A 24,223-nucleotide genomic window follows, 5' to 3' on the forward strand; every position below is an offset into this window, starting at 1 on the left:
TTAAATCTCCCTATCTGGCACGCTTGAGACTGTTCTTATTGAAATCAGAGTCAGTCAGGCCGCTGCGAAAATTATACTCTGTCCAGGTCAATAGGGTGCTTTTTCCTGTCTGATGGTTATCCATAAACATCTCTTTGGCCCGCCAGTATTGATTCAGGTACTGTTGATAGCCACGAAAAACCAAGGTTTTCAAGAGGGCGTTTTTTCGGTCGTAGTAGTCGATCTTCAAGGGGATATACCTCTCCTTGTCAATCGATAATTGTTGCCGTGTATAACCTGAGTTGGGATCAACTGGATATCGTTCGATAAGAAATGAAGCAATACCCTCATGTTCATTGTCGGCAATATATTTATAGGTATATTTTTCAACTTCCTGAGAGGATATATCCTCATAGGCAAATTCACTGCCCATGAAAGGTCCAGACTTATTACGTGAGGCAATTCGCTTTACCCGTTTTAGTGCAGGTAGATAGAGCCACTGATCATCATCTCCCACCTTGTGGGAAAAACTGAGCAGCGCAGTGCCTTTGACATCTCTTGGTTCATCGAAAACCACTAAAGTTTTATCACCGTCGTTCTCTACCTCTAGGGTCTGATTACGCATATCCCGCAGGCTCTCCTCACCATGCCTGTTTTTCAGCAGCATGGTCATGGTCGCTTTAAAGTCGTGAAAGCCTGTATCTCTGGCCTCGACCTCAGTGGCTATTTCCAAGCCCTTCTCCTCAGGGGTTGCTGCCACCATGGCTGTGGGGATAAGCAGTAATGAGGTGAGTAATATCCTTAATGTCATGATTTTTTTCCTCCGAAATAGATTAGCAGCGGGGGTAGAAACAGAAAGTCGGCAATCAGGGCAAGCCCCAGTGTTATTGCAGTCAGTAGCCCCATGCCGGCATTGAGTTGGAATTGGGAGAAGGCAAGGATACCGAAACCAACGATCAGAACCAGAGAAGTTACCCATAGTGCGGTACCCACTGTCGAGAAAGCGTAACGTACTGCATCTTCCCTGGGGAGGTTTTTTTCACGCCGTGCACGGAGATACTTACTCAGAAAATGAACAGTATCATCGACGACTATGCCCAGTGTCATGCCACTGACAATTGAGAGTGCCAAGCCGATTTCGCCAACAGTCAAGCCCCAGAGTCCGAAAGCCATACCTATGGGGACTAAGTTAGGAATCAGACTTATAGCTCCAATCCTGAGTGATTTAAGTGCAATGACCAGGATAAAGGAGATTACAACTAACGCAATGGTTGTGCCCTTCAACATGGCAATGATATTGCGACTGCCGATATGAGCGAACATGACTGAAGGACTTGCGCCATCACTGCGTAAATCTGGGGCGTTGGCAAGCAGCCATTGCTGTGCATCCTCTTCGATCTTGAGAAGTTGCTGAGTGGAGATGCTATTCAAGGTGACTGTCAGTCGAGTAGCTGATTTCTTAACATTGATCTGATTGTTCAGGTCGAGACCAAAAGGAAGCGAGAACTCGTAGAGCAACAGATATTGAGCAGAAAGGTCTCTCTGGTCAGGTAATCGATACCAGCTGTCATTATCTTCATGCATATTTCGATTGAGGCGCTTCATGATATCTGTAATGGAGTTGACATGAAGTACATCGGGCTGTTGTCTGTACCATTGGGCGAACTCTTCTACTTTATGGAGGTATGCAGGGTCGTTGATTCCCCCAGTCTCCTTACTGTCCAGTGAATACTCGATTCGATAGATCCCAGTCAGGTTCTCAGTGGCGAAATCGGTGGCTTGACGAAAGGTGATAGTCTCATCGAAATATTTTACAAATTGATCGTCCAGGCGGTTGTTTGGGATCTGCGCAATTAAAAATAGGATGAGTAGGCCCATGCCCCATAAGAGTCGTTTCTTGTTGCGTATGACAAATTCGGCGAAGCGTACCATGGCAATGCTACCCATGGTGTCACCACTCAATGCTTTCACTGGTAACAGCATCATCATTGCAGGCAAAAAAGTGATTGACAGTAGAAATGCCAGAACTACACCCATTGCTGCCATGTTGCCCATGTCACGAAACGGTGGTGCGTCGCTAAAATTGAGACTCAGAAAACCGATCATGGTGGTCAGAGTGGTGAGAAATATCGGTTGTAGGTTAATCCGCAGGCTCTCCATCATGGCCTGATATTTTGATTCTCCATCGCGCATGAAATGGAGGAAATTAACCAGTATGTGTACGCAGTCGGCTATAGCCAGCGTCATGATGACAATGGGGACTGTGGTGGTCGGTGGAGACATCTTGATGCCAAGCCAACCTGTCACTCCCAATGTGGCGATAATCATCAGCACAATGATAATCAGGGTTGAAACCGTACCCGGTATGGATCGAAGCATCAATACTAATACCAGCGATACAGCAGCAAACATAACCGGATAGAGGCTCTTCATGTCATCCTGCGAAGCTGTGGGAAAGGCATTGTTCATCATCACCATACCAGTCAGATGAACCTTGATGTTGGGATATTTGGCTTCCAGGTTTTTGGCCATATCCATGGCCTTAGCTGCCGCTTCGGGTACCTCAGTCAATTTTTTTCCAGGTAACTGAACAGTAACATTAACCCCTGTGGTATGGGCGGGGGGTGAAATCAATCGGTTAACCAGCAGAGGATCCGTAGTGGCGATCTGTTGTTTTTCAGCCAGGGTATTATCATCCAGTGATTCTGGGTTTAGTACCAGGTCTTCCACTATCAGGTCGTCACCTTCAGCATAGGTGTACTGAAAGTTTGTAATGGAATCCACGCGTATGGAATAGGGGATTTGCCAGGCTTCATGGGTCAATTCAGATACTGCTGTCAGGGTCTCATGGGTAAATACCTTGCCATCCTTCGGTTCTATGACAAACAGAATATTATCTGTTTTTGTATAGGTATTCTGAAGTTGTTCAAATGCATTCAGTTGCGGGTTCTCCTCACTGAAAAACATTCGGTAGTCGTTGTTGAAACGCAGATGTTGTACGCCGCTACCCATGAGCAGACTGATCGCAACAGAGAGCAGTAGCACTATAATTTTGTGCTTTAAAACAAATCTAAAGAAGAGTTCACTCATGTTTTATTCCTTGTCGTCGTATTCTTGCTTATTAGGATAAGGAACCACTGATCAATTCATGAATTGATCACACAGACTTAATTCAGAAATTCCCTAATAACATATCCAATCCCTTGGTTAGTAAGTCGATGAGGTCTCTGCACGAAGGTTATTGAGATAGCCAATTAGTCCTTTTCCACAGCGTTCAAGTTCATCATGACTTTGAGCATTTTTAGCAATTCCAAGACACCCCTCTAGAGAAGCAATAATAAATAGTGCTGTATCAGCAGCATCTATTGATGTTTTTACCTTGCCACTGTGTTGACCTTTACTTATTAGGTGCTCGATACTTTTCAACCACTGTTGATACAACTGATCTATGCGCATACGGAAGCCAGCATCGATAGGAGACATCTCTTGTGCCAGATTATTTAGAGGGCAGCCTAGATAGAGTTGCTTATCTGTAATCTGCTGACCAGCCAGCTCAATTGTCTCAACCAGGATATCAATTGGATTCCCCTCATTCTGTAGAGGTTGTATCCAAAGCTGGTGGAGCTTGTTACTGATTTCTTCATCGACGACAGCGTAGCCAAGCTCCAGTTTGCTACTGAAATGGTGGTAGAGAGCGCCTTTCGTTACACCGGTTCTTTCCAAAATGGCACTCAGGCTTGCTGCCTGAAACCCATCGCGGTAAATCTCTTCATATGCTGCCTCAAGCAGAGCTTGACGTGTTTTATCCGCATCTACCATGAGATTTATCCATATACTATCTATGTAACATACCAACCAGTATGTATGTGGGATCTGATTTTGTCAAAAATAGAGTAGCAATCAATATTGATAGGAGAATAAATTCTGACAATGTTGGATCGATTATTACTGGAGCCAACGAATAGATCTTTTCTGAGATGTATCGCTGAGTAACAAGATGTAACGGGCACTATAACCTGGCGTTCGAATCGATTCCTTGAACTCCTAACTTTATGATTTTTCAGACATGCAGAGCGCTCTCTGCATACAGAGTGGGTTTTCAAACTTGCTGTAGGTCATCTATAGAGGTGTTTTGGTGCCTTGCTTTGTGAAGGTGCGCTGGGGCTGAAAGTAATCTGTTTGGTTGCTGGGCTAATAATGATGACCTCTCGATCAGAACTCCCTATACTGAGCGTGCTTGACTACCGCTATGGTTATGCTTTGAATAGATCTATTTGATCTGGGATGGCGGTGATCGGGGGCAGCCGGTATACAACAAAAAGGGGGATCCAGTATGTCAACGTCTGAAAAGACTACCCAACAGCAGAATATGCAAATAGGGCCATCCGCCACTGAGTTTCTGGATTATTGCAATGCTGAACGGGAGCGTAGACTGAATTCAGGGGAGTCGTTTGATGAGCAGGCGTTCGATCAGGCTATTGAGATGGTCTTGAGCAAGCTTCGGGTATTAGCTGATGAGGGTTGGTCATGATCATACATTCGATCAATGCTAAAAATGTACTGAAGTACAGTAGCCTGAATATAAATGAGATCCCTGAACAGGGGTTGATTGCTATATCCGGGCCGAATGAGTCGGGTAAAAGCTCTATTGGTGAAACGGTCTGTTTTGCCCTGTTTGGCAGAACCTTTTCCCTGGATGTGGATGAGCTAACCAAAATTATCCGCTGGGGTGAAACACACTGTTCTGCTGAACTGGAATTCTCAGCTGCTGATGGCCAGAAGTACCAGCTTGAGCGCTTTTTGGATGACGCTGGAAATCACAGTGCCCGTCTATCACCCTTCGGAGTCGATGATGATGATCAGGTTGTGCGGGGCGTGGAGCAGGTGGCTGACAAGATCTATCAACTGATTGGCTTTGAGTATGAGGAGTTTGTTGAATCCTTCTATCTTGCTCAACGAGAGATCACTACACCCCATCCCCACAGTTATGCTGTTAAGACAATGGCCGGCTTGGTCACCCTTGAATATTGTGCTGCTGCCTGTCAGGAAGACCGCGCAGAGACACACCAGGAACTGGAACAGCGTAATCAGGAGTTAGGTGGCTTGCAGAAGCAAGTGGAGGAGCTGGATATCAACCCAGGACTGATGCCTGGTCTGGAGAGTGAGCGCCATGAGGTCAATCAGCGCATGGATGAAACCCAGCGACTGATTGATGAACTGGGTGGGGCTGCCACAGCATATCAGGATGTGATACCAAAACGGGATAAAGCGCGTTCAAAGTCTGGGAGTGCTGGTTTTTTCAGTTTTCTGTTTTTGATTCTTGCTGCTGTTGCTGGCGGTGCCTGGTATCTGCTGGGTAAGCTTCCAGAACATGATTGGTCAGTAAGCTTGAATAGCTGGCTTGGGCAAATGGTCCCCAATTGGGAGATGGCAATGCTTCCCTGGTTGTTATACGCAGCTGGGGCGTTCGCGCTGCTGTTTTTGATCTTTTTGATCAGACGCTCTGCTCTTAAGCGTTCGGTTGCGGGTTTTAATGAGACTGCAGCTGCACTTGCCACTGCAATTAACAATCTGGATGGATTGCCTCAAGAGGATGCCTCTACGGAAGAGGCGCCTGAGCAATCCTTGAATAGTGATGTGGTTGAGGAAGAGGTCGAACAGGAATCTGTCGAGAGCAATCCCCCTGCGGAAGTAGTCGACCGAGCTGCACGGGTGCGACTCAGTGGTCGCATTGCAGATTGGAGCGCTTCTTTAGCTGAGGTGCGGGATGGTGTCGCGAATGAACTGGATCTGTTAGGTCTGGGTTTGGAGAGTACCAGGCGACGTTCAGGTGAACTTGACCAGGCCATTGCCATTGAACAGGAGCGGCTCGATAGAGCGACTCGGCTGAAAGAGATGCAGTCGAGTCTTAAGGAGAAGATCGATGAACGGCAGCAGCATATCGATATCTGCAGTTTGGCAGATGAACTGATTCAGGGGACTTCCCGAGAGGTTTCTCACCAATTCAACAGAAAGCTGCGTGGCTTGGTAAGCAAGACACTACCGCTGTTTACAGAGAATAGATACGAACACCTGCAGATCGATGATGATCTGACAGTGCGAGCCTTCTCCAGTGAAAAACGTGATTTTATGGATCTGGATGAGATCTCCAGTGGTACCCAACGTCAGATAATGCTTGCTGTACGATTGGCTTTATCTCAAGAGCTGGTTGGTCGGGCTGTACAGGGTGGTCAATTTCTGTTTCTGGATGAGCCGTTTGCTTTCTTCGATGAGAAGCGTACCCGCAGCGCTCTAACTGTTCTGCCAACATTGAGTGAGGAGTTGAAGCAGATCTGGATAGTGGCCCAGGATTTTGCTGATGATCTGAAGTTTGATATGCATGTCCAGTGCGATAGGGAGTATGAATCACTGCCGGCAGCTCGGGATTGAGTGTCAGATCTTCCAGTTAAGCAGGTTATTCCCGATCTCAACAGGGCACTGGAGTCACATCGCAGAGCAGTATTGAGTGCGCCACCAGGGTCGGGTAAAACCACCCTGGTACCACTCGAGCTACTTGATTCATCTTGGCTGAATGGTGGGGGAATTTTGCTGCTTGAACCCAGGCGTCTGGCGGCTCGTGCCGCTGCCAGCAGAATGGCCAGCCTGCTTGGTGAATCGGTTGGTGAGCGAGTTGGTTACAGCATACGCTTGGAACGCAAAGTCTCCCGCAAGACCCGAATTGAAGTGGTGACTGAAGGGATTCTGACCCGAAGATTGCAACAGAATCCTGAATTGCCGGGTGTAGGTCTGGTTATCTTCGACGAGTTTCATGAGCGCAATCTCCATAGTGATCTCTCTCTCGCCCTGACACTCGATGCGCAGCAAGGACTGCGGGAGGATCTTCATCTGCTGGTGATGTCCGCTACCCTGGATCAGAAACGCATCAGTGCGTTGATGGATGATGCGCCTATAGTTCAAGCACTGGGTCGTCAGTTTCCTGTAACCTGTCACTACCTGGAGCAGATACCTGAAAAACGTAAGATTGCCGAGCAAGTTGCGGGGGCAATTGTTCGGGCATGTCAGTGTGAGACAGGGGATGTGCTAGCCTTCCTTCCGGGGGTAGCTGAAATTCGTAGTGTTGAGAAGCTACTCGGGAGTCGCTTCTCCGACTATGAAAGGGTGCCTCTGATCACTCCTTTATACGGAGATCTACCAAAAGCTGCACAGGATCGTGCCATACTTCCTGACCAGAAAAAACGACGTCGAATCGTACTAACCACCTCTATTGCAGAGACCAGTCTCACAATCGAGGGAATTAAAGTAGTGGTTGATTGTGGATGGTCTCGAATGCCCCGATTTCTTCCGGGTATAGGTCTGACAAGATTGGAGACTGTTCCAGTTTCCCAGGCAGCCGCAGTACAACGGGCCGGACGGGCAGGCCGCCTTGGTCCAGGTATCTGCTACCGCATATGCGCAGAATCCTATCACACACAACTTCAGGCTCACCATCCAGCAGAGATCCTGCAGACCGATTTAGCGCCATTGGCACTACAGCTGGCTTCCTGGGGGGTTGCTGATCCAATGCAACTTCGCTGGCTTGATCCACCGCCAAGAGGCGCCTTCAGTCAGGCAATCGATCTACTGCAGGTTTTGGGAGCCCTCGACGAACATGGCAGGATCACGACTCTGGGACGGCGTATGGTTGAACTGCCAACACACCCTAGATTGGCGCACATGCTGGTGCATACATCTAGTGAAAAGAGAGAGCTCGTCAGCGATATTGTCTCTCTGCTGAGTGAACGGGATATCATTTCCAGCAGGGAGGAGGGATGTGATCTGGCTTTGAGATTGAGACTGTTGAATGCCTGGCGTGAAAAGAGGGCGCCAGCTAATGCAACAGCTTCTTCATGCCGCTATATCGATCGAATAAGCAAGGATTGGTTACGTCGTTTGCAGCACAAGGATTGTCATCAACAGAAGCAGCTATCCGTGGGACAACTTTTGGCTCTGGCTTTTCCAGATCGACTGGCTCAACGCACTGGTCATGCACGATTTCGTTTGGTGAATGGCAGAGCTGTTCGTCTCGCAGAGCATGACCCGCTGGCTAACGAACCATTTTTGGTGGCTGCACAATTGGATGCAGGGCAAAGTGAGGGCCGTGTCAGGTTGGCTACCAGCATTGATTTGGAAGAGATTCGCAGTTTACCGGAAACCAGGATTAACCATCTGCAGGAGATTCTATGGGATAAACGGCTGCAGCGAGTAAGTAGCTCTCTCGAAGAGCGTTTGGGTGCATTGGTTTTAAGCCGAAAGCCTTTGCCTTCCGGGGACTCAGAACTGATTAAAGCCGCTATGATTGACGGCATTCGAATAATGGGGCTGGATGCATTACCCTGGTCACGCTCAGTGCGTCAATGGCAGGATAGGGTTATTTGGTTGGGTAGTCACACTGATGATAGTAACTGGCCCGATCTCTCTGATCATTGGCTAATAGAACATCTTGAGACGTGGTTAGGCCCTTGGCTTGAATCCATCCTAAATAAAGAACAGTTACAACGACTCGATCTGTTGACTATCTTGCAAACCCAACTGACTTGGGAGCAGCAACAGTCTCTGAATCAATGGGCACCCACCCATCTAAAAGTACCCAGTGGTTCAAAGATTGCGTTGCAATATACCAGGGATGCTGGTCCGGTTCTGGCGGTTAGGTTACAGGAGATGTTTGGTCTTGCCGAGACCCCAAAGATTTGTAACAAACAAGTACCAGTTATGCTTCATCTTCTCTCACCGGCACAACGACCGATCCAGATTACTGACGATCTTGCCGGTTTCTGGATAAGAACCTATTCTGAGGTTAAAAAAGAGCTAAAAGGGCGCTATCCAAAACACTATTGGCCAGATGATCCATTGCAGGCAGAGGCTACCAACAGAACCAAACCCAGAAAATCTTGATAGAAGATTAGACTTGACTAGTAGAGTCACAACTCAAAAGATTAAGAATGTAGGTACTTCAGTTTTTTTCACGAATTATTGAACGGACAGCGATACTGTATAATAAACCTCTCAAGACGTCTGGGCCGAATAGACTGTATTTAGAGACAGTTGTCTTAAAATCCTCTCATGGAGAGTATAGTATGGGTTCATATTGCATAGGCTAAGATACAACTGAGCCTCTTCAAAAAGGGTCTTGAGTAACAACGGTCAGTATCGGATTAGAACAGTATGCTTGGTAACCTGTGGCAAAAATTCATCAGCCAATTCAAAAAGGCCCCTGACAAGGAGTCAGAGCAGTCCCTTGTGAGATTAGCCATCGCATTGCTGATGTGTGTCTACGCTTTGTCCATCCATTATTTGGTTTCTGTTGATGAATCAGAAATCCTATATGTTTATGCATTTGCCTATACAATATGCAGTCTGCTCATTATCGGGGCAATTGCATGGCGGCCTGATCAATTTCGCCTGCGCCGAACTTTAACGATGTTGTTCGACGTCAATATGATCACTGCTGTTATGTGGTTCGGTGGTGAGAGTGCAGCGATGCTCTATGTATTCTATTTGTGGGTCAGTCTGGGAAATGGTTTTCGTTATGGTACTCCCTCACTCTATTTTACAAGTGCTTTTTCCACTCTGGGATTCGCATCGGTGATAGTTGTCAGTGATTACTGGAGAGAGCAGCAGATACTCGGTATTGGATTGCTGGTGGGGTTACTGGTTACAACCCTTTATGTCGCATTATTACTAAAGCGAATTGAGTCTGAAAAAGAGCGAGCAGACGCATCCAACCAAGCTAAGAGCAGATTTTTGGCGAATATGAGCCATGAAATTCGTACGCCACTTAATGGTGTGGTCGGTATGACTGACTTATTGGCAAGAACCCCAATGGGTGTTGAACAGCGGGAGATTATGTCGGCAATTCAGGCTTCAGCGGAGACCCTGCTCAATCTGATAGAGGAGATTCTTGACTTTTCCAAAATTGAGGCCGGAAAAGTAGAAGTCAGCTATAGTGACCAGAATATTTTTGCTCTGGTGGATAGTGTGGTTTCAATGTTAAAGCCAGCTTCAGATGCAAAGGGTATAGAGTTGAGTAAGCTGCTTGATTTGGATGTCTCGCCATTTATAAAAACCGATCCAAAGTTACTCAGACAGATTCTGATCAACCTTCTAAGTAACGCGATTAAATATACAGAGCATGGCAGCATAGCTTTAAAAGTCACGCCCTACCAGCATGGGGATCCTGTAGATTCAGTGCCGCGTATCTGTTTTGAAATAGTAGATAGTGGTATTGGGATTTCTGAGAGCCAGCAGAAAATTGTTTTTGAACGCTTTGAGCAGGGTGATAATTCAGCAACTCGCCATTATTCAGGTAGTGGGTTGGGTACCTCGATTACTAAACAGTTGGTTGAACTGCTAGGAGGCTCTATTGGTGTAGAGAGTCGATTGGGAAAGGGTAGTCGATTTTGGTTCCAGATTCCTGCAATTCCTTCGGATTACCCGCTTGATGAGAAACGTATAAATGAGGCAAGGGTGCTACTGTTTTCCGACCTGCTGGCAGAACCACAACAGCTGTTGGATGGATTGCAGGAGTGGCAGGTAAACGTAAAAGTTTATAATAGTATCGCTGAGGGCTTTCTGGAATTGCTGAATGCAGTGAAAGTGGAAGAGCCTTACGATATTGTAATAGTTGATGAGACCCACAGTCTATTTTCCAGCGATGAATTAATACAGGTTATACGATCTGAAAGGAGTTTGGATGAACTGGAAATGGTATGTGTAACACACCATTCGAAAAATCAAGAAAGAGAAACGACGCTATGTCATGAAGGCTATAGTGCTGTTATGAGCACTCCCGTAACCAATGAAAAAGTTCACCATGTATTGCAATATGCCTTAAAGCGAACTCATAGCTATTCCATGCCTCCAAGAATATTCTCATCGGTAGAACACAGCCTTTCAAAAAAATCAGATATTCTATTAGCTGAAGATAATCTGATTAATCAAAAGGTGGTGAAAAAAATATTAGAGTTACAGGGGCACCATGTTGAGGTGGTCAGTCATGGTAATCAAGCGATAGAAAAACTCAATGAGCAGACGTTCGATCTGGCAATACTGGATCTGCAAATGCCCGATATCAGTGGTATTGATGTTATTAAATCCTATCGTGCTACTGATCATGGCACGAACAATCTCCCGTTTATCATTCTAACTGCAAATGCAACCCGAGAGGCGGCTGACTTGTGTGATGAGGTTGGTGTCAATGCATATCTCACAAAGCCTGTCCGGTCTGCACATTTATTGGATGTGGTTAGGGAGATATTAGGGGAGGATGTCTCTGCTGTAGCTACCGATATGATAATTGATCAACCTACTCGACCGGAGAGTCAGGAAAAGAGGAGCAGGGTGCTTGATAAGACAATACTCAAAGGGCTTGAGCAGCTGAGTAAAGAGCCGGAATTTTTGGGGCAGCTATACGATAGCTTTTTAAATGATTGTGAGGAACTGCTAGTAGCTATGCATCAGGCAGTAGAAGAGAAGAATATTAGCCAATATAAGGATTGTGCCCATGCACTTGCTGATAATGCTTCAGGCATCGGTGCATATTCTCTGATGAGTATCTGTTTGTCAGCTGTACATATTAAACAGTCTGAATTTGATGAGATGGGCATTAAATTAATGAAAAAAATATCTACAACCTTCAGCATTACCTGTCAAGTGCTTCAACACTACCGTAGTTCTTTGAAGGTAAGCAGATAGCTATTGCAGTGTCTTATATTGTTTGACGTTTTTAGAGGCCCTCCCTTTGGGCGCGACGAGAAGCTATCAACCGCGTTGCACCCCAAGGGCACTTCCTTCGGGGCGTTGCCTTCCATGCAAGGGTACGCCATTCCCTACGGAACGCCGCCTAGCGGCTAATAGCTTCTAGTCACGCTAACATCGTAGGACACGACAGTAGTGGGCCGCTAGCATGAAACACCAACCAGGACTCATCTACTATGCCTGTTGGCTCAATTTGAAGGGTTACTGTTTGGTTCGGATTGCGTGGCAGAGGCTCTTTGCGAGAGATAGAGCGCATAAGCCTGGAGTGTTAGATTAAAGGTCTGTTCAATTTCACTCAGTATATCTGAGCCTTTGTACTCAAACTCTCTGGCGGAGAGTTTAGCTGCCTGTTGGCTTAGTTCGTAAAGCAGTACCGCACCCAGTTGACCTGAACTGTCTAAAAGTATTTGCGCCTGATCGAGAAACTGCCCAAGTTGACGGTGAGCCACAGCTTTTTCCATTTGCCGCAGAATGCCCCGTCCTTCAGATTCGAAAATCTTAAATAGATCGTTTATTAACGAGATGCCGCTATCCAGCTTTTCCAGTCTTAGAAGTGTCATGTGGTCAAGCAACATGGCATCCTGGATACGGTTATTCTTAAACTGGATGGGGTCTGTCTTGCGGGAAACATAAGTCAGATTCTGCAGGTCACCCTTATCGAGTGCTGCGAGAATTGAAAGTATGACCTCCTGGGGCGTGATCGGTTTAAAGAGACAAATATCCACGCCAATACTATGGCATAGGTTGAGTATCTCAGGGTTATCTTCGTCATTCATAAAGATGAAGGGTACCCACTGCTTGTAAGGTGTGGTAAATCGATGCAGTTTGACAACCTGAATACCACTCATGACAGGTAGTTGTAAATTGATAATAGCTAAATCGAAAAAATGTTCTTCCAGTGCATCAAGGGCCTGATCACCATTGTCTGCCAGGTGGATTCTGTAGCCGGCGTTACTCAGTGCCTGGCTAAGTGAATCACGCTCCAGGGATACGGCGTCTGCCAGTAATATTACTTTTTGGCGGGTGTAAGCTTTTTTAATTGTACGATGTTTTACCAGGCTGACGACATTCTCTGCCGGTGTAAAGGTGTTCGGGTCGTAGCTGATGATGCTGAATAGTTGTTCCTTGCTCCAGGGAGATTCCAGAAGCGTGTGATAACCTGCACGAAGTAACCTGTGAGCATACTTTTCATTGAAGAATGAGGACTGTATACAGATCAACCGTACCTTAGTGAGTAGTGGTTCGTTTTTTATCAAGCGTGCCAGGGATAGGGGTTCTATATCCAGGTTTTCACCATCGACAATGAGACAGGAGTAAGGGGTATATACTTCACCCTGGCTGCGAGACAGCATATGCTTGAATGCCTGTAAGCTATTGCTGCAGGTCGTTACGTCATGTCCCCAGTTGAAGAGTTGCTGTGATAATAGGGAAGTGGTACTGGTGTTTCTTGAAAGTATCAGAACCCGCTGTATTTTTTGATCAACTGGAGTGCCTGTAAACTGTTGGCTCTCTTTAGATTCTTCAGGGTTATCTGTTGAAACCTCGTCAAGCTGTGGCAACTCCGCTACTTCGTCCGATTGAGGAAGATTGCGAGCCGAAACACTACTTTTTCTGATAGATACCAGAATGGGTGGACAGAGGGCGAGCAGACTGAAGAGTACTGCTTTCGGTAGGTCCATCTGAAATACAATATTTAGTGTTATGGTTATCGATATAAACCCAGTTACCATTGCCAGCCAAAGATAGTTTCTGCCAAAAGAGCGCGCAGCAAAGATCAGTAAGCTACTAAGAGGCAAAAATAGCAGAATCGAGCTGCCTACAAATGTAATCAGACTTAGAAATACCTGATCCAGAATGATTGACATGCTACGTGTGAGCAGGTTAGACGTATGCAGGTTTTTGAGGTTTTGTATCAAACGGATCAGCATAAACTGACTGGTCAGAAGAAGTACACCGAGCCCGATCAGAGAGGTGGCAGACCAGAAGTAGGTGATGACAAGTCCGCAGAGTACAGCGCAGCTGGCTAAAAAACTGAGACTATAGTAGACATGGTCTCCTGTCAGATTATGAGTCTGTCGATTGTTCCTGGGTTGTATGTTCAAGAGTATGTTCCTTCGGGATTTCCACGTAACGCGTAGTGGATGGTTTCCACTTCCTGCATTTCACTGAGAAATGCATCTGTGCAATCAGGGTCGAAATGGTTTCCTCTTTCCTGGCTAATATAGTCAATGGCCTTGTCAATTGACCAACTTTTTTTGTACGGTCTATCCGATACTAAAGCATCGAAAACATCGGCAACAGCGACGATACGGGCTTCTAATGGTATTTCGTCACCGCTCAATTGATTTGGATACCCCTGTCCGTTATATTTTTCATGGTGGTTTAACGCAATAACCGCACCGATTTGAATATATTTTGATAAGCTGTTTTTCAGTATTTCGTAACCAAGAAGTGTATGTTGCTGCATGGTCTTAAACTCATCAGGTGTCAGTTTTCCAGGTTTAAGCAGAATCGCGTCGGGTATACCTATTTTGCCGATATCATGCATAGGAGAGGACTGAGCAATCAAATCGCAACGTTCTTGAGATAGATCCAGCTTCTTTGCAATTAAAAGAGAGTATCTGGATATACGCAATATATGATTACCCGTATCTTCATCTCTATACTCGCCAGCCTTAGCCAGACGCATTAGAGTTTCCTGTTCCCGGTCATGCAGTTCCTGTGTGGTTTTGCGTATCTCCTGCTCTAGTAAAATAGCACGATCTTTAATCATTTTCCGTTGTCGGCTCATTGTCAACATGTTGTGGCAACGGGCACGACATTCAGTGTGATCTATTGGCTTGGTAATGAAATCGTTGGCACCCGATTCAAGGGCCATATATCGTACAGACTGGTCTTCTACACAGGTAACAATCATCACCGGTACATCATTGCATCTTGGGATGCGTCTAAGCCATTTGATAAACTTAATACCGTCCATTTGCGGCATTTTATAATCAGTAATGACTAAGTCGATTTCGTGGGTCTTAGCCCATTCGAGTGCTTGTGTTGGATCAGCAAAACAGGTAGATGATATGTCGGTATCTATTGATCCAACCAGCTCTTGCAGGATCATCCGGGTAATCGATTGGTCATCAATGATGAGTACGTGAGACATATAGATAGATACTTAACCCTGTTTATTAGTACTGTGATCGTTTGCAAGTCTGTCTGTTTCAATAACGGCTAGCAGGCTCAATGCTTTATCGATCTCCGAATTTCATTCAGATTTTTAGCTGTTGAACAACCAGTACCACTGTTGATTACACATAACAGATTTAACTGGAAACTGAATTTATGAATTCAGGTAATAAATTGAGCTTTGTTATATTCGATATTTGCACGAATTAACTTCCCGAAATGTTAGCTTATTTTTATTTATAACGCGATAGAAATAGATTTGAGTGTTTTGCTGCTAAATCCAAGTGAGGATGTTTGGTTAGCCCTATGTTAGATCGTTGCTTTTTTCTAGTATCCTCCCGGTTATTAGCGATCTTATAGCCGCTTAATTAAATCACCTCCAGGGTATGCGCTGCCCAACTATATAAGTAGCTGGCTATTTCAATTTCAAGTTAAGAGCACCTCTATTAATAGAGGTGCTCTTAAATGTAGCAGTCTCCAGCTCACCTGGATACAGCGAGTGGAAGATCAATTTAGCGAGATTAGCTGAATCACTTGGGGGACTCAGTTTTTTTTAGATATTTTGCATGTGCATGTAATTGCTTGAATCTCAACTAAGGAGTTACAACTGGGTACAATGCCTATATTCCATAATTTTAGTATGTATATTCAGTAACATATTGTATTATATATAAAAAGTAGGCCTTATGCTGCGAAGTCACCTCTGAAGATGGCGTGTTGTTAGGGGGCTGACAGTTTGAATATATCAAATGTACCCGGTGTCTGAGCTATGACTCATGAATATGAGATCTATTCTCATTCAGGAGTTTTTTAGCGATGACTTTCTTCCTCCCTTGCTTCTCCGTAGAATGTGCGCCTCTTGAGAGAGGAGAATTTAGTAGTGAGATTGAGCCCCGAACAATTTCGTAACTGGGATCGAAAATGTGTCACCCTTTTGGGTATGTCAGGCGTTGGAAAGACTCGTCTTTCCAACCTGCTACGATCTAGTGATTGGTTTCATTACTCCGGAGACTACCGTATAGGTACACGCTATCTTGATGAAGCCATACTGGATACGATCAAGGAGCAGGCAATGAGTGTGCCTCTTCTTAGAGATCTATTGCGTTCAGATTCGATTTTTATCCGCAACAATGTCACCTTCCATAACCTGAAGCCTGTCTCTACTTTTCTTGGTATGTTAGGCAATCCAGAGCTTGGTGGTCTCTCTCTGACTGAGTTCAAACGACGCCAGAACCTGCATAGGCAAGCAGAAATTGCTGCTATGTATGATGTTCCTGATTTCATGCGCAAGGCAAAGCTTATATATGGGTATAACCATTTCATCAATGATGTGGGTGGCAGTTTATGTGAATTGGATGAGCCGGGGTTATTAGACTTTCTCTCAGAACACTCATTGATACTCTACATACGTGCCAGCGAAGATGATGAAACATCATTGATTAAACGATCACTATCTCACCCTAAACCCTTGTATTACAGAGAGGCTTTTCTTGATGAGCTTCTCTCTGAATATATGACCTTAAAAGGTGTGGAGTATGTTTCGTTGATTGAACCGAATGATTTTACAAGATGGGTATTTCCAAAATTATTTCGGGCAAGGATTCCTCGTTATGAAGCGATAGCTGCAGAGTATGGATATACGGTAACCACCCATGAGCTTGCAAAAGTAAAAAGTGAAGCAGATTTTACCTCTCTTCTGGAGCAGGTAATCGAGCGGGAGTCCTGATATGCCTCTGGTTGCACATACCAATTTACCCACATTCGAACGTTTACGCCAGGAGGGGCAGAATGTGCTTTCTCCTGATCGGGCAACCCGACAACATATTCGCGAATTGCATATTGGTTTGCTCAACATGATGCCAGATGCAGCGATTGAAGCAACGGAGAGACAGTTTTTTCGTCTTGTAGGTGAAGCAAATCCAATCGCTCAGTTTTTTATTCATCCATTCACATTGGATGTCTTGCCTCGTGGCGAAAAGGCCAGTGCGCATATTAAAAAATACTACGAATCATTTGAGCAGATAAAGCAGAATGGTTTGGATGCCTTGATTATTACCGGGGCCAATGTTACCCATCCGAATCTGGCACAAGAGGATTTTTGGCAGCCTTTGACTGAAGTGGTGGATTGGGCGCATAAGAATGTGACTTCGGTACTCTGCTCTTGTCTTGCGACCCATGCCGTCGTGCAGTCCCACCATGGCAAGCAACGCACTCATATGGGTGACAAATTATGGGGAGTATTCAGCCATCGTGTTCAGGATGCTAAACACCCTTTGGTTAATGATGTTAATACACGCTTTGATGTGCCTCATTCCCGTTTCAATCAGATTTCAAGAGAGCAATTTGATCAGGCTGGTTTAAAAGTTCTGGTTGAAAGTGAAGAAGCAGGCGTGCATCTGGCTGTAAGCGGCGATGGTATTCGGGTTGTCTATTTTCAGGGGCACCCAGAATATGACACGATCAGTCTGCTGAAAGAGTATAAGCGCGAGGTCAATCTATATATAGCTGGCGCTCGTACCGACTATCCACCCTTTCCTGAGAACTACTTCTCTCTCCGTAGTCAGGCAATCTTTAACGAATATCATGAAAAGTTGGATCGAGCCAAGGAGGAGGGGCAGGCTTTGCCTGAATTCCCTGAATCATTGGTTATCGAGAGTCTTGATAACACTTGGCACGATACTGCTGAGGCGGTCATCGGTAATTGGATTGGTCTAGTCTATCAAGTGACGCATCATATCCGAAAATTGCCTTTTATGGATGGAATTGATCCGGAAAATCCATTGGGCCTGAAGTAGAAATTTAAACTTAAGATGGAAGCCTTTATTAACCATGATGCAACACTTGATTAGCAAGTGATTAATCGAATAAGTTTATTGACTATCTCCGTTGCGACTATTTTAATGAGTTAAATATCCCTTTTATATTCTTGAAATTACAACTTGTCTTCAAATCATGAAGCCAATTAAATGTCTAAACGAATATTGGTGAGTAGGCCGATTCAATATTCCCGCCTGATTGAAAATTAGTCAGATTTGGAAATAGATTACGTACAAGGTTATTATCGGCACCGAACCAATGGGTCAATGCTGCATTGACTTGATCCTGTGAAAGCTTCGGGATCATTCGGCCTTTACCACTGTAGTCATCTATGCCTCCCAATTGCATGGTAGGTAGCTCACCTATCAGTTTGCCGCCATCTAACTGACCTGCCGCACCTGTGCCGTTTCCTCCCATGACCAATTGATGCGAACCCCAGGCGTGATCGGTGCCATCGCCATTTTGACTTAGCGTGCGACCAAAGTCTGACATGGTGAAACTGGTTACTTTCTCTGCATGTCCCAATTCCTCCATCGCTTTCTGAAACTTCCATAATCCCAAGCTTAATTCTCTCAGGAGCATTGGGTGATCAGTAGCTTGATTGGCGTGAGTGTCAAACCCTCCCAGCTCGACAAAGAAGATTTGTCGATTATATCCCGCTCCCAGATTGCCTGAGGCACCAAGATGAATCATCTTGGCAACGGCTTCAAGTTGGTTGATCAGTCTGCCTCTGATTGAACTGGTAAAACCGAGTTGTTGCGCTGTGGGGATATCAAACAGGGCTTCGCCATAGGGGCCAAGTGTTGTGTAGTCGATCTGAACAGAGTTCCAACTCTGGTTCAACTGCTCAAAAGTGGTTAAGGATTTAAGCTGCATTTGATTATAGAGAGTTTTATAGGGGTCAGCCGTTGTGTTGGTTCGTGAGGCATCGAACTCCAATCTATCGGTTGAGCCTTCGATTCCAGAGAGTGCCTTGAAAAAAGCACGTCGATCATCAAAACTGTTACCAGCGCCTTCTCTCAGGTGGTTGATGGTAGGTATTGAGCTCGGCTTAAGCACAAGCGGAGATGTTGACTGACCAATCAGCATACGGTCATTACCCGCATAGGATATGTTAAGCCCTAATGGGTTGTTCTGATTGATGTTTCCCCAGTTATCTGCAATTTTACCCGCCCATCCGACATCATTCAGGTTATTGGCCTGACCCGTTTGTAGTATACGCTGTTGGTGATTATGGGCGAAAAGATAGAGAGGAAGCTCAGGGTCTGCATTTCGGATTTCATCCCGTGTAACAGGCCTGACGAGGGTGCCAATATTACCAAGGATCGATACTTTGTCGTCGGTAATCAGCTGTGCCAGTTCTGGCATCACGCCATTCACACCTAAGTCGATACCTTTGGAACTTAATGAATAGACACCTCGGGTATAGGCTGTTGATTGATTTAGATTCTGGTTATAGGGATTTTGCTGTGCAGCGCCAATAACACCCTGGTTCAGGTTATTGCCATTCGTTGTGATCTGATCTAGTCCAAGATCTTCATTATTGACAGCCAGGTCACCTCGAATAGATGCATAAGGGTCATAACCCTTATCTGCATCTGTGCCGACAGGTACCAACATATTGAATACGTCATTGCCACCGTAGAGATAGATGCACACCAATGCTTTGTAGTCATTGAAGCCGGGGGCTGCTGCCATAGCCTGTGTAGGCAATATCAATTGTCCAGCCGAACCGAGAGCACTGACACTGCCAAGTCCGGCCAATGATTTTAAGAATGCTCTGCGTTGCATCGCCATAGTGTACTTTTCCTTACTGGCTTACTATTTTTGGATCATATAATCGCTAGAGGTGGCAATCAGGGTAAACGCATCCTGAATCATTCGCCTGACGTTTTCTCGATTGTTGCCGGTATTGGTATAGCTGTTTGAAAGCAGATAGTGTTTTAGTGCAGCACGATAATTGTCAGACATACTGCTTCCCAGCATAACAAGATCAAAGTGATCGATCAGGGCATCAACAGCACGTGCTTTAGGGGTCTCCCCATTGTTGTCAGGGGTGTTGTCGCTGAGAGAACTGAAATCCCCATTACTATCATTCTCTAGGGTCTGTTCGAATAGTGATAGTTCAGTGTCAAAATTTGTCAGTAGTGAGAGAGCGTATTGGCCCCTTGTGGCTGAAAATTCACTCAATGATTTACCGTTGACATCAGTGATCTTGTTCTTTTCGAAACTCGATACCAGTTGAAAAAACAGGTTGTTATAGTCGGCTAGTGTTTGTGAAGTCTGTATCTGAAATTCTGGCCCTACTAACTGGTGTGTTGTGAAATAGTCATCGCTTGGAACATGGTGGGGGTTGTAAAAGTTGAAAACTGATGGTGAGCGCATAGCCCCCTGGTTTAGATAACTTTCAGGGTTTCTAAACCAATAGACATGATCCATGGAGACATTATCTCTACTCTTCCATCCATTTAAAGGCGTAACATGAGCAGCTCGCAGTAACTGAGTAATCGCAAGCAGTGGCTCTTTCGCTTTTCCGAAAGCGGGGTTAGTGCGGTAGCTGTCATCTCTGGCTTCCGGGTCGAGCAGAATAGCTCTCACCACGGCCTTCAGGTCACCCTTTACACCCTGTCCATTGTCATTGAATATCCTAGCGACTCGAGCAATGTAATTTGATGTGGGATTGGAGGTAACCAGTCTCTGAATCAAGTGTTTACTGACATATGGTGCAACGTTTGGGTGGGCAAAGAGAGTATCCAGCGCCTTGTCCAGCCCACTACCATCCTGACCTGAGTTGAGCGGAAATGTTGTTCCAAGGAGTGTGATATCGCCATCCCCCCCTTCAGCTGATTCATCCTCATGCTCAGAGGGGTGAAATACCATGGGTTGAGTATAGTCACCGCTTTTGGTGCTTAATCTGCCAAAGCGGCTGTTCTCCGCCAGATCCCATCCGGTCATTACCTTGGCCAGCTCCTCTATATCCGTTTGGGTATAGGTTGGTACTGTACCGGTGCCTGCATCAGGAAAGCTGCTACTGTTGCCATCCTGGTCAGGTGATCCATCCAGGTTCAATTCATAGAGTCCGATAGTGAAGAGTTGGATGATCTCCCGAGCAAAATTCTCGTCGGGCCGGGAACCTGTGGATGGGTCTGCTTTACTGTTTCCCTGGTGCGATAGATAGACTCCCATTGCTGGGCTGATTGCGACTTCTCCCAATAGATCCCTATAGTTTCCGAAAGCATGCTCGGCCAGCAAATCATAGTATGCCGCCAGGGCCTCGCCTCGCATTGAGAGTGTGGGGCTGCTTGTTGATACCACAAGGAGTTGGCTTAAAGCATAGGCGACTCGCTGACGCAATTGATCTGTACCTATCTGCGTGCGCTGGGGCGCTGTTGCAGTCAAGGCGCTCTCCCACCAGGCGGCCATCTGATAATCTCTGACAGTACTACTGCTGGTTGACTGGTTAAAAGCCTGACCGCTTCCGAGCCACTGTACACTGGGTTCAGCTAGCTGGGTAATCTCCTGAGTACGCTCCAAGTGTGTTTTCCAACCATCTGATGCACTTGTATAGGCTGAATTCATGCTCAGTTGAGCATCGACCCAACCACTGATTCCCAGGCTTTTAACCCGAGCCATTTCACTCTCCACAGGCCCGAATGTGCTTTGCTGCAGAAGTCGATGGGCCATGCTGTCAGTCACTGATTGTGCTTCGGAGACAGAGATTGTAAAACGGTTTTCTGTAGAGGTTTTTCCGTCAGAGGCAGAAATGATGATTGTATAGTTTCTGCCTAGATCCTCCCAGGAAGGGGCACCAGAGAGTGTTCTTGATAATGGTGTATGGACAAGCCAATAGGGCAATCCTTCAACACTGTAGGAGATCTCGTCACCATCGGGGTCACTAGCTTGGAATGTGAGGGAATAGAGCACATCAACCGGTATAGAAGTGTTGCTGCCAGATCGTGTGAATTCGGGAGCACTGTTACTGGGTGCGACTGTAATGGAAACCTGCGCAGTTTGTGACTGCAGCTTGCCATCAGAGACGATATAACTGAAACGGTCTTTAGTACTATCTGAGCCGTCGTGTCTATAGACAACGGTTACCCCATCGGCTTGTAATTCAACTCTACCTCTAAGGGGATTGGTAAGCGTCACAATCTGAAGCGGATCACCATTTGGGTCTACGTCATTTTGAGTCAAATTGAGTGATTGGCTCTCTCCCTGAGTAATTTGAATTTGATCATCGCGGGCAACCGGTCTTTGGTTGTCCGATGTCGGAGGACTGTTATCTTCGTTTGAGTCACTCCCTGGGTCATCCTCTGAGCCATTCTCATTGAGTTTGATGGCAATCGAGACTACGGCAGCTTGAGATTCTGCGGCGCCGTCAAATGCGGTATAGGTGAAAGCATCTTCAGTTGTTGCCGTCCCATCATGCTGATAGAGAACAGACCCATCAGACTGAACTGTTATCCGTCCATGTTCTGGTGTTGAGAGATTGGTTACCTCCAGAGGGTCATCATTATCATCAGTGTCATTATCTAAAACTTTGACAATAACACTTTCACCCTGGGAGAGGGTCGCACTGTCATTCTCAGCTTCAGGTGCAACATTCTCTTCAACGCAGCCAAATAGAGTAATAGGGAGAACTAGATAGGCAGCATAATTTGAGATTGATTTTAAAACTTCCATATCTCTCTTTTAATAGATCGTTCGACTTTGCAAACTGATTATCGCAAACGGTCATTTTGTTCCAAAACTTGAAGATGAAGACTAGGCAGTTTTCTAATTGAATACTGTGTTTCATTTCAAACTATCTACTACGAAAGGAAGTTGAGTCCTAAAAAATCTCGAAAAAATTCAATGTGTAGGAATCAATCTGCGATATTGAGACTCAGGACAACATTTAATCTTACTGGCAGCTGAAAATAATGACTATACGAGATATCCCGTATGTATGAAGGTCAATTGGTGGAGAATTGATGGGCTTGCCAGCGGGATATATAAAGGGCACCTCTATTAATTGCTTAAGCTCTCTGCGTGACCTGAAGCCTGTAGCTGCGAGGCGTGAGCCGAAGCAGAATGGTTGTTCCATTCTCAAGCATCAAAACGCAGCAGAAGCATGCTTCAGGCCGCGCCCTATGGGGCTTTACGACCCGTTCAGACTCTGCGTTGCACTTTTTCGACAGGCAATAAGCATGGCTTTAAAAGCTCACCTTGATTCTGAACGGGTCGTAAAGCCAGAGGGCACAATCGCCATAGGCGCTGTTAAGCTCTTTATAATCTGCAACGGCCAATCCTCTGCTGGCATGCCATGCCAATGAGGCTTGAGACCCAGCTGAGCATTACCGGGATTTATCGCGCAGCTCACAAGGGTTTGGATTAGTGACGAAGGCAAGTTTGATGGGGTGAAATTAGTGGCGGAGCGGACGGGACTCGAACCCGCGACCCCCGGCGTGACAGGCCGGTATTCTAACCAACTGAACTACCGCTCCGAAGACAAGAGCGCGATAGTGTAAGGATATTTTTTCATAGGTCAACCATAAAGTAGAAAATAAGGTTGGTCTGATGGTTAAATAGTGTCATCTAGCCACTATGTCTGGCACTGAAATGGTGTCATGATCTAAAAAAGTGGGGTGAGCGGCCTATATCTGTGGGCAGGCTGGGAGCGTTGCGTAATATCAACGATTTTCTTATGTAAACCATGTCATATTGGCGGTACCACCCCAGCAGCTAGCGGCAACAGATTCAGCGACTTAATCGAGGTAGGTATTGGCTGGGTAGGGTAACCTGCCAAAGTGGTGATTGAGTGTACCATATCTGAGTGCTTCTCACAGAAGACTGCCCATTCTGATGGCATCGATTATTTCGGTCAGGTTTGGCCGACGGATTTTAAAGAGAAAAAGCCTATGCTATTTGATATTGATGAGGCGATACGAAAGCGTGCTAAGACGCCCCATGAGCTATCTATGCTGAATCTGGTGGGATGTCACCTGATCGCGGCTCCTGCATCCATTGTGCTCGACGTCGGATTGCTTGGATTCCTGATCCCTCTGGCCCTCTCTCTGGCGGTGATTGCGTTTATCTGGCTCAAGGCGGGTAGCAGCATGAAAGGCGATCCCTGGTTTGTGGCAGCCCATTGGCGTTTGTCGGCCAATCGTACCCGTATTCTGATGGTAGGGTACACTATCAGTGCAGTTATTCTCGGCATGGCGATGATGGCCACTTCAGGTAGTTCGAAAGGGGATATCATGATGGTGGCTATCTCCCGGGTTGCGGTTGTACCTACCTTACTGACCGTGATGGTATGTTTTGTTCTGGAATCGGGCTCAATCTACCAGGCGGGCCGGGGTGAAGTGCCTGATGGAATAACGAAGCGTATGCCGCCCCCTGATGATTTACCTGTTATCGAAAAGCAGGTCAACTCGGTGGCTGAAGGGGGATAGCAATCCTTTTGAAACAT

General features: G+C 45.9%; 15 protein-coding genes and 1 tRNA gene. 8 read left to right on the forward strand and 8 right to left on the reverse strand.

Annotated features, from left to right (window positions below; translation table 11 throughout):
• Positions 1-10: 10 nt before the first annotated feature.
• From AC4IE7_RS19540 to AC4IE7_RS19550, 3 genes are all read right to left on the reverse strand, one after another.
• Positions 11-790 carry an outer membrane lipoprotein-sorting protein gene (locus AC4IE7_RS19540; protein WP_490778548.1) on the reverse strand — a complete coding sequence of 260 codons (780 nt, stop codon included), beginning with the start codon at positions 788-790 and terminating at the stop codon, positions 11-13.
• Positions 787-3,069, reverse strand: a complete 2,283-nt coding sequence (locus tag AC4IE7_RS19545) for an efflux RND transporter permease subunit (protein ID WP_490778549.1) — start codon at positions 3,067-3,069, stop codon at positions 787-789. The genes AC4IE7_RS19540 and AC4IE7_RS19545 overlap by 4 nt, the downstream gene beginning before the upstream one ends.
• Positions 3,070-3,186: 117 nt before the next feature.
• Positions 3,187-3,798, reverse strand: a complete 612-nt coding sequence (locus AC4IE7_RS19550) for a TetR family transcriptional regulator (protein ID WP_490778550.1) — start codon at positions 3,796-3,798, stop codon at positions 3,187-3,189.
• 514 nt (positions 3,799-4,312) lie between these two features.
• Here AC4IE7_RS19550 and AC4IE7_RS19555 point away from each other — a divergent pair.
• The 4 genes from AC4IE7_RS19555 to AC4IE7_RS19570 all read left to right on the forward strand — a co-directional run bounded on the left by AC4IE7_RS19555 (position 4,313) and on the right by AC4IE7_RS19570 (position 11,709).
• A complete protein-coding gene (locus AC4IE7_RS19555; protein ID WP_490778551.1) occupies positions 4,313-4,510 on the forward strand; it encodes a nodulation protein E in 198 nt (65 codons plus the stop codon).
• Positions 4,507-6,408: an ATP-binding protein gene (locus AC4IE7_RS19560; protein WP_490778552.1), complete on the forward strand. Its 1,902-nt coding sequence runs from the start codon at positions 4,507-4,509 to the stop codon at positions 6,406-6,408. Before AC4IE7_RS19555 ends, AC4IE7_RS19560 begins: the two co-directional genes overlap by 4 nt.
• Entirely contained in the window at positions 6,409-8,910 is a 2,502-nt protein-coding gene (hrpB, locus tag AC4IE7_RS19565) for an ATP-dependent helicase HrpB (protein ID WP_490778553.1), read from the forward strand.
• Between the two features lie 270 nt (positions 8,911-9,180).
• A complete protein-coding gene (locus AC4IE7_RS19570) occupies positions 9,181-11,709 on the forward strand; it encodes a hybrid sensor histidine kinase/response regulator (protein ID WP_490778554.1) in 2,529 nt (842 codons plus the stop codon).
• Between the two features lie 251 nt (positions 11,710-11,960).
• Here AC4IE7_RS19570 and AC4IE7_RS19575 read toward each other — a convergent pair whose 3' ends face one another.
• Positions 11,961-13,874 (reverse strand): response regulator, encoded by a 1,914-nt coding sequence (locus AC4IE7_RS19575; protein ID WP_490778555.1) that lies wholly within the window; start codon positions 13,872-13,874, stop codon positions 11,961-11,963.
• Positions 13,871-14,929 (reverse strand): HD domain-containing phosphohydrolase, encoded by a 1,059-nt coding sequence (locus AC4IE7_RS19580; RefSeq protein WP_490778556.1) that lies wholly within the window; start codon positions 14,927-14,929, stop codon positions 13,871-13,873. The genes AC4IE7_RS19575 and AC4IE7_RS19580 overlap by 4 nt, the downstream gene beginning before the upstream one ends.
• Before the next feature lie 903 nt (positions 14,930-15,832).
• Here AC4IE7_RS19580 and AC4IE7_RS19585 point away from each other — a divergent pair.
• Positions 15,833-16,678 carry an ATPase gene (locus AC4IE7_RS19585; RefSeq protein ID WP_490778557.1) on the forward strand — a complete coding sequence of 282 codons (846 nt, stop codon included), beginning with the start codon at positions 15,833-15,835 and terminating at the stop codon, positions 16,676-16,678.
• 1 nt (position 16,679) lies between these two features.
• Complete coding sequence (gene metA, locus AC4IE7_RS19590; protein ID WP_490778558.1) at positions 16,680-17,747, forward strand: homoserine O-succinyltransferase MetA; 1,068 nt, start codon at positions 16,680-16,682, stop codon at positions 17,745-17,747.
• A 175-nt stretch (positions 17,748-17,922) separates the two neighbouring features.
• Here metA and AC4IE7_RS19595 read toward each other — a convergent pair whose 3' ends face one another.
• Positions 17,923-19,566 (reverse strand): DUF1501 domain-containing protein, encoded by a 1,644-nt coding sequence (locus tag AC4IE7_RS19595; protein WP_490778559.1) that lies wholly within the window; start codon positions 19,564-19,566, stop codon positions 17,923-17,925.
• A 24-nt stretch (positions 19,567-19,590) separates the two neighbouring features.
• On the reverse strand, positions 19,591-22,452 hold the full coding sequence (locus AC4IE7_RS19600) for a DUF1800 family protein (RefSeq protein ID WP_490778560.1): 2,862 nt from the start codon (positions 22,450-22,452) through the stop codon (positions 19,591-19,593).
• Positions 22,453-22,742: 290 nt separating this feature from the next.
• Between AC4IE7_RS19600 and AC4IE7_RS19605 the strand changes: the two genes are divergently transcribed.
• Positions 22,743-23,084 carry a hypothetical protein gene (locus AC4IE7_RS19605; protein ID WP_490778561.1) on the forward strand — a complete coding sequence of 114 codons (342 nt, stop codon included), beginning with the start codon at positions 22,743-22,745 and terminating at the stop codon, positions 23,082-23,084.
• 94 nt (positions 23,085-23,178) lie between these two features.
• Here the strand turns inward: AC4IE7_RS19605 and AC4IE7_RS19610 are convergent.
• Positions 23,179-23,255, reverse strand: a tRNA-Asp gene (locus AC4IE7_RS19610).
• 414 nt (positions 23,256-23,669) lie between these two features.
• Between AC4IE7_RS19610 and AC4IE7_RS19615 the strand changes: the two genes are divergently transcribed.
• Positions 23,670-24,206 (forward strand): hypothetical protein, encoded by a 537-nt coding sequence (locus tag AC4IE7_RS19615; RefSeq protein WP_490778562.1) that lies wholly within the window; start codon positions 23,670-23,672, stop codon positions 24,204-24,206.
• Positions 24,207-24,223: the final 17 nt, after the last annotated feature.

It is taken from the genome of Candidatus Thiodiazotropha sp. AKAK3 (assembly GCF_058244645.1).